Origin of the sequence: Dyadobacter bucti, from assembly GCF_005869225.1 — a bacterium.
Taxonomy (GTDB): domain Bacteria; phylum Bacteroidota; class Bacteroidia; order Cytophagales; family Spirosomataceae; genus Dyadobacter; species Dyadobacter bucti.
On sequence record NZ_SWFP01000007.1, the window covers coordinates 344,723 to 357,545 of the forward strand.

A 12,823-nucleotide genomic window follows, 5' to 3' on the forward strand; every position below is an offset into this window, starting at 1 on the left:
ATTGATCCAACAGAATAACGATTTAAATAAGAGCATAAAAGAATGGGAAAACCAACCGGATTTTTGGAGTTTGATAGGCAGTTGCCAAAGAAGAGGGCTGTGGAAGAACGTCTTTCCGATTACCGTGAAATTGAAACCGCACCAACCGATTCAAACTCGAAACAGCAGGCAGCCCGTTGTATGGACTGCGGAATCCCTTTTTGCCATAATGGTTGTCCCCTGGGAAATATAATCCCGGAATTCAACGATGCCGTATATGACGAAAACTGGGCGTTAGCCTACGAAATATTAACATCCACCAACAATTTCCCGGAATTTACAGGAAGGATATGCCCTGCCCCATGCGAGGCAGCATGTGTGTTAGGTATCAATAAACCGCCAGTTGCAATTGAATACATTGAAAAGGCAATTATTGAAAAAGCATTTGAACTGAACCTGGTCAAGCCCAGGATACCTAAAACCAGAACCGGTAAAAAGGTGGCTGTTATAGGTTCGGGACCTGCAGGACTTGCTGCTTCCAACCAGCTCAATCAGGCTGGTCATAATGTGGTTCTGATCGAGCGTGCCGACCGTATCGGAGGGTTGCTTCGTTATGGTATCCCTGATTTCAAGCTGGATAAAATGGTGATCGATCGGAGGCTTGCCGTCATGCAGGAAGAAGGAATCGAATTCCGTACAGGTGTAAATGTGGGTGTGGATATCAAAGCAAACGAGCTTCTCAATGAATTTGATGCGGTTGTCCTTACCATGGGCTCAACTGTTCCCAGAGATGTGAAAATAGAAGGCCGTCATTTGAAAGGTGTTCACTTTGCAATGGAGTTCCTGAGCCAGCAAAATAAAAGGGTGGCAGGCATTGAACCGGCAGTAGACCATCGCGGCGCTGCTTACGTCAATGGCCAGATCATTGCAACAGACAAGCACGTGGTTGTGATCGGTGGTGGCGATACAGGTTCCGACTGTGTAGGAACATCGGGCCGTCATGGAGCCAAATCCGTTACCCAGATCGAATTGATGCCTATTCCTCCGAAAGAAAGGGATTCGAGTACTCCCTGGCCCAACTGGCCAATGATGCTTCGTACTTCCACTTCACACGAGGAAGGTTGCGACAGGCATTGGTCTATCAATACCAAAGAATTTGTAGGTGATGAAAACGGAAATCTCAAAGAGCTGAAAATAGTTGATCTCGACTGGCAAAAAGATCCTGAAACGGGCCGTATGCTTATGAAAGAAGTTCCGGGGAGCGAAAGGAACATTCCATGTGAACTGGCATTCCTGGCGGCTGGTTTTCTGCATCCCCAGCAGGAAGGGCTGCTGAAAGATCTTGAACTTGAGTTTGACGAACGCGGAAATATTAAAACAAATGGCTATCAGTCAGCTACCAATGAAAAAATCTTCGCAGCAGGCGACTGCCGCCGGGGACAATCGCTGGTAGTGTGGGCGATCAGTGAAGGACGTGAGGCGGCAAGAGCAGTGGATGAGTACCTGATGGGACAGTCTTTCCTTGAAGCAAAGGCAGTTTCGATGTTCAATCCATCATTTGCTCACGCATAATAAGAAAGGTTTTAAGCCAGCCTCTATATACTATTGATAAGAAAGCTGCTCCAAACGGGCAGCTTCTTATTTTAGATCCCTATATATTTGGGCATCCGTTCCAATATGCAACCGATCCAAAGTCAATGTTTTTGCATTATTCCCCTTTCTGGTTAAGAGTATTTTTCCCGGGCTTTATCTGGCGCGTCCCTACGCAGGAAAAGACAATTTACCTCACTTTTGACGACGGTCCCATTCCGGAAATCACAGAATTTGTGCTGGAAACACTCGAACAGTATCACGCAAAGGCAACTTTTTTTTGTATAGGCGACAACGTCCGTAAGCATCCTTATGTTTTCAGCAAAGTCCTGGAAAGCGGTCACTCGGTCGGAAACCATACTTTTAACCACATGAATGGCTGGAAAACTGACAATGATGTGTATCTGGAAAACATTAAAAAGTGTGATGAACAATTGAAAATTCCAACAAACCTATTCCGGCCGCCATATGGAAGAATCAAAAATAGCCAATCCAGATTTGTCCTGAAAGAAAGAAAAATCATCATGTGGGACGTACTAAGCGGTGATTTTTCTGCCAGTTTAACACCCGAAACCTGTCTGCGAAAAACCATCAGGCATGCTCGCGAAGGCTCCATCATCTTGTTCCATGACAGTATCAAATCATCGAAGAATATGCAATATGCCCTTCCCAGGTTTCTCGACAGTATGGCAGAAAAAGGATATGGTTTTGAAGCATTGCCCATGATTTGACGGGATAAAATGAACAAAATACCTAAATAAATTTTTTAAGCATAAATGATTCAGACATACCATCCCATTCAGATCAGCGTGCTGGTAGCGGCACGTAATGAGGAAAAAAATATCGAAAGGTGTCTGCAATCGCTTCAAGCATTGGATTTCCCAAAAGAAAGTCTTGAAATTATTATTGGCGACGACGATTCTAATGACCGGACTGCTGACATTGCAGCTAGCTATATTCAGGACAAACCTCAGTTTAAATACATCAAAATCACCCGGCAAATTTCCGGTTTGAAAGGAAAAGCAAATGTGCTGGCGCAGCTTTCGCACGAAGCAAAAGGCAGATATTTATTTTACTGCGATGCTGACATTGCCGTTCAACCGACCTGGGCCTCCGAAATGTCCGCTCACTTTCGCCCCGGTACCGGTGTTGTTGTAGGCGTGACCAGAATGAAACATACGCATTTACTTGCCGATTTGTTATCTATGGAATGGCTGTTCGCACTAGGAGTGATGCGGTTTTTCTCGCTCGTTAAAATTCCGATCACAGGGATGGGAAATAACATGGCCGTGACGCGGGAGGCTTATTTTAAAATCGGCGGGTACGAAAAGATTGGTTTTTCCATCGTTGAGGATTATGCACTTTTTATGGCGATCATCGGTGGCGGATATGGTTTTAAGATGGCTTACAAACCTGAAATTATCAGCATTTCTGAACCTATGAACACTTTTTCAGAGTTATTGGGACAGCGAAAAAGGTGGATGCACGGTGTTATGGAATCATTCTGGGTGACACGGTTGAGCTTGTTTGTCTCCTCACTGATCGTGCCGATCTTGTTAATCCTATCGATCTTTTATCCGATTAACCTCATAGCCGGCATTACCCAATATTATTTGCTGATCACCGGAATAGCTTTGTTATCCATGACAATTCTCAAGCAATATGATCTCTGGAAGGCGGCCCTGCTTTTCTGGTTTTATATGGTCAGCATTGGGCTTATTATGCTCGTTAACTACTATTTACCTAGTAAAACAATTTGGAAAGGGAGGGAGTATTGAGGGCTATCGGCCGTCGGCTTTCGGCAGCTCAGCCTGCTGTTTTGAAGTATACAGAAATTTCATTTTAATTTTAAAAACAACTAAAACTGGCCGACGGCCGAAAGCTGAAGGCCGATAGCCCAAATGATCGAAACCCACGCGCATATATATAGTGACGATTACGCCGACGACCGCACAGCAATGCTGGACCGCGCCTGGAATGCCGGAATTGAACAGATCTGGATGCCCAATTGCGACCATGCTACCATAGAAGGCATGATGCAGCTCGCTGAAGAATATCCCGGAAAATGCCTTCCGATGATCGGTCTCCACCCCACTTACGTAAAAGAGGGTTTTGAAAAAGAACTTCAGATCATGGAAGAATGGCTGGACAAACGTCAGTTCATTGCCATCGGCGAGATCGGAATGGATCTTTTTTGGGACAAAACTTACCGCAGTCAGCAGGAAGAAGCATTTCTTTATCAATGCAAGCTCGCCAGAAAGCACAACCTCTGGATCGATATACACAGTAGAAATGCTTTTTGGGAAACAGTATCACTGATCGAAACCTTCGCTGACCCCGATTTGAAAGGAATTTTCCACTGCTTCACAGGTAATTTGGAAGAAGCCAAAAAAGCCATAGAACTGGGTTTTAAGCTGGGTATCGGTGGCGTGGCTACGTTTAAAAACGGCGGCTTGGACAAGGTTTTGCCATTTATCGACCTGGAACATATCGTTCTGGAAACAGATAGTCCTTACCTCGCCCCTACCCCTCACCGCGGAAAAAGAAATGAAGTGGCTTTTATAGAACTGGTCGCCCAGCGTGTTGCGGATCTGAAAGAAATGTCGAAAGAGGAAGTGATCAGGGCCACGACACATACGGCAAAAAATATGCTTAATTAAAATAAGCCCACATCATTCAGATCAGAACATGCCTTACACCACGATCCATATCAATCCTATTTCACCCGAACCTACCAACGGTTCCGTATTGGTAATCTACACCGGCGGGACACTCGGAATGGTTTACGAAACGAAGGGCCGGCAGCTTGTCCCTTTCGATTTTCAGCAGATCATCGAAAAAGTACCGGAAATCGGGCGGCTGGACTTTGACATCACATTCCTTTCGCTTGAAAAGCCTATTGATTCTTCGAATGTCAATCCGGAGGTATGGATCGAGCTGGCAAAAATAATCCAGGCCCATTACGACCAGTTCGACAGTTTTGTGATCCTGCATGGAACCGATACCATGGCCTACACGGCGTCTGCATTGAGTTTTTTACTCGAAAACCTCAACAAGCCCGTCATTCTGACCGGGGCACAGCTTCCGATCGGGGTTGCACGCTCCGATGCACGGGAAAACGTAATGACCGCATTGGAACTCGCATCTGCAAAAAATGAAGAAGGCCACCCGATCATCACCGAGGTTTGTATTTATTTCAATTCATTCCTCCTGCGGGGCAACCGGGCGAAGAAAAAGGAAAGCTCCGACTTCAACGCATTCGATTCTGCTAATTATCCTCCCCTGGCCAACGCCGGCGTACGAATCGAATACAACACCCCATTTATCAGAAATTACGATCCTTCCAGGCAATTAAGCATACAGGAACACCTGGACAACAATGTAGCCTTCCTGAAAATGTTTCCTGGCATCAGTCCTCAGGTTGTACACTCCATTTTAAACATCAGCGGCTTGAAAGGCATTGTACTCCAAACATACGGAGCCGGCAATGCCACCACAGAACCCTGGTTTCTCGAAGCGATTCAAAAAGCTATTGAACGGAATGTCATTATTTTCAACGTATCTCAATGCGATGGCGGCAGAGTATCCCAGGGGCACTATGAAACCAGCAAATTTCTCGAAGAGGTAGGCGTAGTCAGCGGCTCCGACATCACAGCCGAGGCGGCCATTACCAAAATGATGTATGTTTTCGGCAAAGAACACGATCCGGAAAAATGGCGGGATATGCTTGCTAAGCCGCTTTGCGGGGAAATGAGTATCTAATATATTTTTTTCCACCAAAGGCACTTTTCGATTTGTAGGTAAAGCATTAAAAGTTATCTTTGCACCCTATTAACCACAAATAGAGAGGTGTCCGAGTGGTTGAAGGAGCTACCCTGGAAAGGTAGTATGTGGGTAACTGCATCGAGAGTTCGAATCTCTTCCTCTCTGCAAGTAGGAATAACAAAAAGCATCAAAAGCCTGTAAATCATACATTTACAGGCTTTTTTGTTTTTCAGATTTAGTCAAAATTTGCAAATATTCGCAATATCTAGGTGAGCATCGGGTGAGCAGTTCGAAACTATAAAAAAAGTGCTCACCTAAACTGGTCTAACAATCTGAATTACAACCTGTTCATAAGATAAACATCTTGATTTTTTGGAGCCATCGGTAGTAATTTTGTTTCACTAAAAATCGAATGTTATGTTATCAAGAAATCTGACTATGTTCTTTTATTTAAAAAAACGTAGCAACTACAAAACCGGTAGACTGCCAATTTACATCCGCATTACCGTAGAAGGAGAGCGAATGGAAATATCGACCAAGAGGGAGTGTGAACCAGAAAAGTGGAATTCTCAAACTGGGCGGAAAAACGGGATAAAGGATGATACGCGCACATTGAATGCCTACCTGGATGCTCTTCAATTTAAAATTCATGAAATCCAAAGGCAAATTGTTGAATCAAATTTGGCTCTAACTGCAGAGTTAGTCAGAAACAGGATAAATGGAGTAGCAGACAAGTCAAAGGGGATTTTGGAAGTTTTTCACGAACACAACAAAAAATTAGAACAACTTGTAGGAAGCGACTATGCGCTCGGTACGTTAACGCGATACAAGACCACTTACGACCATACAAAGACATTCATACTCTGGAAATACAAAACGTCTGATATCGACATACTAAAACTAGACTACGACTTCATCTCAAGTTTTGAGTTCTGGATGAAAACTGTTCGGAAGATTGGTCATAATACCACAATGAAATATCTCACGAACCTAAAAAAAATCGTTTTTATCTGCATCAAAAATGGGTGGCTTGTAAAAGATCCTTTCATAGCTTTCAAAATGACTATTAAAGAAGTTGATAGAGACGCTTTGACTTCAATAGAAATTCAAAATATTTCCAACAAAGACTTTGAGAACGAGAGAATAGACCAGGTTCGAGATATATTTTTATTTTGCTGCTATACCGGGTTGGCATACGCGGATGTCTTCAAACTCAAAAGGTCGGAGATCATTGATGGAATGGACGGAGAAAAATGGCTATCGATTAAAAGGCAAAAAACAGATACGCCTTCAAGGATTCCTATTTTACCGATGGCAATGTCGGTGCTTGATAAGTATCAGCAACATCCACAGTGTATCACCAAAGATAAGTTGCTTCCGGTACTCTCAAATCAGAAAATGAATTCTTATTTAAAGGAGATTGGTGATGTTTGTGGGGTCAAGAAGCCCATTACTTTTCACATAGCTAGGCACACTTTCGCAACCACTATCACCCTTACCAACGGCGTGCCGCTTGAAAGTGTATCTAAGATGCTCGGGCATCGCAATATCAAAACGACTCAGCAGTATGCGAAGATCGTTGATAAGAAGATTAGTGATGACATGAGGAACTTGAGGGCAGTTCTTGAACAAAAATAGAATGTACAGAGATTTAGCGCTACCGGAATTTAGACCCAACTCACACTCATTCGGTAGCGCTTACATCTTAAAATCTCGGTCAGATGGTACGTTTTAACGTGTACCTATGAAGAATACTGTAATTTGTTTTGATGTACCACTACTCTGTAATTTGATGTTGCAGAATAGTGGCGATTTTTTCAACTGGAGACACGGAATGCTACAAGTCTAAGAGTACGAAAAAACCACCGAATAAATTAGCTAAAATTTCACATAGATATTTTCTATATGTGAACGTCCAACAAAAAAGCCTGCACTTATGGAACAGGCTCGTGTAGTAAGTATAGAAAAACAAATCCGACTCAGTGTTTCAGCTGAAATCCCCGGGTAGGAAGGAATCAGGCTTGGGGGAAAGCGCCTAATAAATTCAGAATATGTTTTTGCAATCTGTTCGTATCGTTCGTCTGCACCAAGGCTGGTGGATGATTGGATTCGCTTCTGGGTGGCTATGGTTCCTGTACGGTCAATTTATCTGAACATCAGATCTACGGCAGGGACGGTTTTGATAATCCTGCATACTCCCATGCGTAATGCGCAGCACATCTGGATCTTCCGTCATTTCCAATATAGTAATCAGCCTGAATTCTGCCGCTTTTAGCTTCCAATGTGCCGGTTTTAACAAAAGCCGCTGCAGGAAATAAATCTCATCCTCCTAGTTTTACTATTAAATCTGAAAGACATGAAAAATAAAATATTTAATACGTTCAAAATAATGCTGGTATTAGCGTTGCTTACAGCCATCAGGCCCGTTAAAGCGCAATCTATGCAGATGCATCATCAGCATTCGTCGGCAGGTAAAAACATGCTCCTTACCCTGATGGATTCCATGATGGTACAAATGAGTAAACTGCCAAAAGCCACTTCACCGGAATCTGATTTTATACAGCAGATGATACCGCATCATGAAGGTGCCGTAGCCATGGCAAAGTATGAAATTCAGCATGGCAAAGATTTTAACATGATACAGCTCGCCAGAAGTATTCTGACTGAGCAAACCAGTGAGATCCAGCAGATGAACCTGTGGTTAAAGCAAATTTCTGCAACGGACAAAGAAATGCCCTCCGGTTACCAGCAGTCTATGAACCAATCGATGCAGACCATGATGAACACCATGCCTTCAAATGAGCAGCTGACAGATATTGATCATGCTTTTGCAGCTGTGATGGTCCCGCATCACCAGGCCGCTGTTGATATGGCCAAAATCATATTAAAATATTCCGGTGATCAGCTGATTACCGGTTTTGCCAAACAACTTATTTCCTTACAGCAGGTTGAAATTGAACAAATGTCCTTATTCTTAAATAAATGAAAATGAAAACAATAGCGCTTGCAGTCATATTAAATCTTGTTGGTTTAATTACCGCTGCCCAAAGTCCGTATGCTCATGACCGTGTTTATACAGGTAACCAGGTTTCCAATACCGTTTCTGTTGTAGACCCATCAACGAATAAGTTATTGGGAGAAATTAAACTGGGTAAACCCTACCCTAACGTATTGAGTCCCTTATACAAAGGCCAGGCGCTGGTGCATGGCCTTCGATACTCACAGGAGAAAAAAATACTGGCTGTGGTGTCCATCGGCTCCAATGCTGTTACCCTGATCTCTACGGAAACAAACCAGATATTGAAGACCATTTATGTTGGCCGTTCCCCGCACGAGCCGACGTTTACGCCCGATAGTAAACAAATATGGGTGTCTGTGAGAGGAGAAGCATACATCAGTGTCATTGATGTTGAAAAAATGGCAGAGATCAGGCGCGTACCCGTTGCAGACGGACCGGGCATGGTATCCTTTACACCGGATGGCAAACTGGCCTATATATGTTCCAGCTTTACGCCGGAGGTAGATATTGTGGATGCAGCAACTTATACAATTGTAAAAAAGATTCCGGTTACCAGCCCCTTTTCACCCAATATATTTACCAGTCCCAAAGGTGAATGGATAGCCATGACGCACAAGGATACTGGGAAAGTTACCATTATCAATACCGCTTCTCAGTCTGTTGCCAAAGTGATTACGACCGGCGCGATAACCAATCATGTTTCTTTCAGTTATGTGAAAAATAAACTGATGATGCTCGTTACAGTTGGCGGTGAAAACAAACTGCGGGTATTTGATGCAGCTCAGGATTTTAAACAAACCGATACGGTTAATATCGGAGCTTTGCCTCATGGCCTGTGGCCTTCGACGGATGGAAAATTACTGTATGTAGGCCTGGAATTCGCTGACCAGGTGCAGGCTGTTGACCTGCAAACAATGAAAATAATCAGCACGATCCAGATTGGACAAAGTCCGCAGGCACTGGTTTATGCTGAAAATGCGGTAACTAATATCAACGCTAAATCCGGTCTTTCTGCCCTGAATGATACGGCTTCCACACAGGTAATTGCATTAAATGCAGTTAACACAAATCAAAAATCACATGGCAGAATTGCTGTGCGAAGCATTGGCCTGGCTGATCTGGTGGAGCAGATTTTCACTTCATTACAACCGAACACCTCTTATACCCTGGCTTTATCAAGGTCAGATAAAGCGCCGTTTTCTTCTGATTATCAGATCAATACTTTTGATACCGATGCGAATGGCAAATACATGGGTCAGTCTACCGGGCTGGTTAAAACGATTAACAGTGTTGATAGTCAGTCTTTCCGTCATGTGATTTTAACCGACACTAAAACCGGGAATGTTGTATTATCAGATCAACTTTAAAAAGTAGATTTACAACAGACTGTTTGATAAGCCCTTATGATTTTTTAAGGTTATCTTTGGCCGACTGTCAACTATTTTATGATTACCAAAAACAATGTCCGGTTGAGTAACAGCACTGTGTTTCGTGTCTCTGCCAGAGTGATATGGTTCAGTGCTTTATTTATGGGCGTTCTGGCGTCTATACCGAAAATACTTCAGCTGCATATTACGCTTATCGAACTGGCTGTGGATGCATCCGTTGCTTTTTTGTTTTCCCTTTTTGTATGGTATTTTAATATATACAGTCTGCCTAAATTTTCAAACCGACAATTTACCAGCCGGTTTTTCAATCTCAGACTGCTCTACAGTTTGCTTTTGGGCATTGGTTTAATGTTTCTGCTGGTCAGTGCCCATCAGCTATTGTTTCCGCATTATAAATTTGAGTCGATGATCATGATGTATGAGTTTCGCGGCATACTCATCAACCTGACCATTTATATGTTTTTATACCTGCTTTATCAAAGTTATCATACACAGCTGATCGGTATAGAACTGGAACGTGTAAAAGCAGACCATATCGGGGCACAATATGAATTACTGAAACAGCAGGTCAATCCACATTTTCTTTTTAACAGCCTGAATACATTGAAATCGATGATTGAGATTGGCGATGCGCATTCCGTGGAGTTTGTTCTTAAACTTTCTGATTTTTACCGTTTTACACTGAACAACAGACAACAGGATATTATTCCGCTGTCAGAAGAATTAAATATATTGCAGGCTTATATGTTTTTACTGGAAGCGAGGTTTGAAGAAGGCATCAACCTGAATATCAATATTGAGACATCCGCAGCTTTTACTTTCATTCCTCCTTTTACATTGCAGTTACTGGTAGAAAACTGTGTAAAACACAACGTGATTTCTCTTGAACATCCTTTAAATATTAAATTGTACACCGCTGATGATACGCTGATTGTTGAAAATCAATTGCAGTTAAAGAAAAATCCGGAAGCATCAACAGGAATGGGACTGGAAAATATCAATCAGCGTTACCAGCATCTTACTCAGAAAGAAATCAGAATAGAACAGAATACAATTTCCTTTAAGGTTATTTTACCTCTTATTTATGAAAATCCTGTTGATCGAAGACGAGATTAAAACAGCCAAGGCATTAGGGCAATTAATTTTGTCTATCAATCCAACTGCAAAAATCCTGGCTACTATACAAAGTGTTGAAGCAGCAGTTAAATACATCAGGGAAAATGAAAGTCCTGACCTGATCTTTATGGATATTCAGCTGGCGGACGGCTTGTGTTTTGACATATTTAAGCTGGTTAAAGTCGTTTCGCCGGTTATATTCTGTACCGCTTTTGATGAATATGCACTGGAAGCTTTTAAAGCTAACGGAGTAGATTATGTGCTTAAACCGTTTTCCAGGGAAAGTTTAACGGCAGCACTGGATAAAGTCGTTCACCTGAAAAACTTTTTTCAAACACATGACAATGCTTTGCCGGATCTGGAAGTTCTGCTGAATAAAATTGAAGTCCGTGGTAAAAAAGGCTTTCTGGTATTTAAGAATAACAAATATCTAACCATACAAACAGAAAATATTGCGTTCTTTTACACCCATCATGATACCACCACGATAACGACTTTTGATGGCCAGGAATTTCCCGTAAACCAATCCTTGGATGAGATTTACCAGCAATTGGCACCACATCAGTTTTTCCGCATTAACCGTCAGTACCTGGTAAACTATACGGCTGTTAAAGAAGTAGAGCATTATTTTACCCGCAAACTGGTCGTATCTTTATCCGTTGACACTCCCGATAAACTACTAATCGGAAAAGATAAAACTGGCTCATTCCTGAACTGGCTGGACAGCAGATAGTAAGTAAAATAAAACAATTACTCTCATCCCCACCTCCTGGTTACATATCCTTTGATGGTTTATGACAAACTATGCCAGCATAAATTCAGATCCTCCAAAAAATTCCTGCATGTACCCTTGCACTTTTCTGTCATTTTTCTTCAGGTCCGATTGTTATTTTAACCCTAGCCTATTGTGCACATTTGTTAACAGCATAAAACGGGCTTCCCGGATTGTTAAATAGCACGTGCCGGGCTGTGCATTTGCCGTCGCTGTTATCAGAAGCCTCTGGCTAAAAAAGTCTTTTCATAGACCATTGGCTTAATCCACTGTAAAGCCATACTGGCGGTAAATCTTTTTTGCTTCGCTGCTGACCAGAAAGTTCATAAAATCTTCGGCAGCTTTGGGATGTGGCGCGGTTTTGAGCTGCCCGGCCATATAGATTGCCTGGATATTTTCCTTTTCCGGAACCGGGATCATCTCGATTGGATTGCCGATCATCTTCTGATAATAGGCCTCAGAATACCACACGGGCCCGGCCTGTGATTGTCCGTACATGATGCGCATGGGCGTCTGACGATGATGGATCTGGGTCAGATACGTTGTTTTATCTTTTACTTTTAGCTCCATGATCTTTTTTCGTAGCATTTCGCCACCGGCTTTCACATAGGCTTCTTCTATCCTTTTTCCAATTCCCTCCCATTCAGGATTGGGCATGCTCACCATCACATCTGCCCTTCCAAGATCACAGAGCCCTTTTACATTTTTAGGATTACCTTTTTGCACCATGATTGCCAGATTGTTTTTAGCATATACTTCGCTGCGGCTAAAAAAATCCTGCATCTCGGAGATCTTGGATTTGCCCGCCGTATAAACATCAGGCTGATGCGAAATCCGCATGTTGCCAACTGTTATTGATCCACTTTTAATTTGCTTGGCCAAAATACCGGGCGGAAGTGTCTCAGCAAAAATGCGGGTGTAATAAGGATAGGCTTTTTTAAAGCCGGCCAGAAGGTCATCAATGACCATAAACTGGTTTCCGGCAAAAAACACAACCAGCTGCGGATCAACGATATCTCCGTACAGATCAGGCACATTGTCAACACCCGCTACGGTAAAGGAAAGGCCTTCGTTCCAGGGTTTGTTCCAGGGTGGGTCAAAACGGTGTTCCTGCTGCTGGGCATGAAGCTGACTTAGGCTTGTTAAACTCAAAATGAGTGCGGTGATGATTACTAAATGTTTCATATCTGTTGT

11 protein-coding genes and 1 tRNA gene are annotated in these 12,823 nt (G+C 42.8%); 11 read left to right on the forward strand and 1 reads right to left on the reverse strand.

The features are described 5' to 3' along the window. The first annotated feature begins 42 nt into the window (after window positions 1–42). The 11 genes from FBF61_RS23335 to FBF61_RS23385 all read left to right on the forward strand — a co-directional run bounded on the left by FBF61_RS23335 (window position 43) and on the right by FBF61_RS23385 (window position 11,590). A complete protein-coding gene (locus FBF61_RS23335; protein ID WP_138481954.1) occupies window positions 43–1,551 on the forward strand; it encodes a glutamate synthase subunit beta in 1,509 nt (502 codons plus the stop codon). A gap of 125 nt (window positions 1,552–1,676) precedes the next feature. Next, complete coding sequence (locus FBF61_RS23340) at window positions 1,677–2,300, forward strand: polysaccharide deacetylase family protein (RefSeq protein ID WP_138481956.1); 624 nt, start codon at window positions 1,677–1,679, stop codon at window positions 2,298–2,300. Between the two features lie 45 nt (window positions 2,301–2,345). Beyond that, window positions 2,346–3,347 carry a glycosyltransferase gene (locus tag FBF61_RS23345; RefSeq protein WP_138481958.1) on the forward strand — a complete coding sequence of 334 codons (1,002 nt, stop codon included), beginning with the start codon at window positions 2,346–2,348 and terminating at the stop codon, window positions 3,345–3,347. Window positions 3,348–3,470: 123 nt separating this feature from the next. Then, window positions 3,471–4,229, forward strand: coding sequence for a TatD family hydrolase (locus FBF61_RS23350; RefSeq protein WP_138481960.1), 759 nt, complete (start codon window positions 3,471–3,473; stop codon window positions 4,227–4,229). Between the two features lie 28 nt (window positions 4,230–4,257). After that, complete coding sequence (locus FBF61_RS23355; RefSeq protein ID WP_138481962.1) at window positions 4,258–5,331, forward strand: asparaginase; 1,074 nt, start codon at window positions 4,258–4,260, stop codon at window positions 5,329–5,331. An 81-nt stretch (window positions 5,332–5,412) separates the two neighbouring features. Next, window positions 5,413–5,499, forward strand: a tRNA-Ser gene (locus FBF61_RS23360). A 252-nt stretch (window positions 5,500–5,751) separates the two neighbouring features. Then, the gene (locus FBF61_RS23365) at window positions 5,752–6,972 is read left to right on the forward strand and encodes a site-specific integrase (RefSeq protein ID WP_138481964.1); all 1,221 of its coding nucleotides are present in this window, start codon (window positions 5,752–5,754) and stop codon (window positions 6,970–6,972) included. Between the two features lie 718 nt (window positions 6,973–7,690). Continuing rightward, complete coding sequence (locus tag FBF61_RS23370) at window positions 7,691–8,320, forward strand: DUF305 domain-containing protein (protein ID WP_082217961.1); 630 nt, start codon at window positions 7,691–7,693, stop codon at window positions 8,318–8,320. Window positions 8,321–8,322: 2 nt separating this feature from the next. Next, window positions 8,323–9,720 carry a YncE family protein gene (locus FBF61_RS23375; RefSeq protein ID WP_229208587.1) on the forward strand — a complete coding sequence of 466 codons (1,398 nt, stop codon included), beginning with the start codon at window positions 8,323–8,325 and terminating at the stop codon, window positions 9,718–9,720. 78 nt (window positions 9,721–9,798) lie between these two features. Further along, window positions 9,799–10,857: a sensor histidine kinase gene (locus FBF61_RS23380; protein ID WP_082217963.1), complete on the forward strand. Its 1,059-nt coding sequence runs from the start codon at window positions 9,799–9,801 to the stop codon at window positions 10,855–10,857. Next, window positions 10,826–11,590 (forward strand): LytR/AlgR family response regulator transcription factor, encoded by a 765-nt coding sequence (locus tag FBF61_RS23385; RefSeq protein WP_082217964.1) that lies wholly within the window; start codon window positions 10,826–10,828, stop codon window positions 11,588–11,590. The genes FBF61_RS23380 and FBF61_RS23385 overlap by 32 nt, the downstream gene beginning before the upstream one ends. A gap of 300 nt (window positions 11,591–11,890) precedes the next feature. Here the strand turns inward: FBF61_RS23385 and FBF61_RS23390 are convergent, their stop codons facing one another. Continuing rightward, window positions 11,891–12,814 (reverse strand): molybdate ABC transporter substrate-binding protein, encoded by a 924-nt coding sequence (locus FBF61_RS23390; protein ID WP_138481966.1) that lies wholly within the window; start codon window positions 12,812–12,814, stop codon window positions 11,891–11,893. Window positions 12,815–12,823: the final 9 nt, after the last annotated feature.

Bases quoted from the DNA above. Each gene is read 5' to 3' on its own strand.
- FBF61_RS23335 (WP_138481954.1), top strand. From the start codon at position 43: ATGGGAAAACCAACCGGATTTTTGGAGTTTGATAGGCAGTTGCCAAAG.
- FBF61_RS23340 (WP_138481956.1), top strand. From the start codon at position 1,677: ATGTTTTTGCATTATTCCCCTTTCTGGTTAAGAGTATTTTTCCCGGGC.
- FBF61_RS23345 (WP_138481958.1), top strand. From the start codon at position 2,346: ATGATTCAGACATACCATCCCATTCAGATCAGCGTGCTGGTAGCGGCA.
- FBF61_RS23350 (WP_138481960.1), top strand. From the start codon at position 3,471: ATGATCGAAACCCACGCGCATATATATAGTGACGATTACGCCGACGAC.
- FBF61_RS23355 (WP_138481962.1), top strand. From the start codon at position 4,258: ATGCCTTACACCACGATCCATATCAATCCTATTTCACCCGAACCTACC.
- FBF61_RS23365 (WP_138481964.1), top strand. From the start codon at position 5,752: ATGTTATCAAGAAATCTGACTATGTTCTTTTATTTAAAAAAACGTAGC.
- FBF61_RS23370 (WP_082217961.1), top strand. From the start codon at position 7,691: ATGAAAAATAAAATATTTAATACGTTCAAAATAATGCTGGTATTAGCG.
- FBF61_RS23375 (WP_229208587.1), top strand. From the start codon at position 8,323: ATGAAAACAATAGCGCTTGCAGTCATATTAAATCTTGTTGGTTTAATT.
- FBF61_RS23380 (WP_082217963.1), top strand. From the start codon at position 9,799: ATGATTACCAAAAACAATGTCCGGTTGAGTAACAGCACTGTGTTTCGT.
- FBF61_RS23385 (WP_082217964.1), top strand. From the start codon at position 10,826: ATGAAAATCCTGTTGATCGAAGACGAGATTAAAACAGCCAAGGCATTA.
- FBF61_RS23390 (WP_138481966.1), bottom strand. From the start codon at position 12,814: ATGAAACATTTAGTAATCATCACCGCACTCATTTTGAGTTTAACAAGC.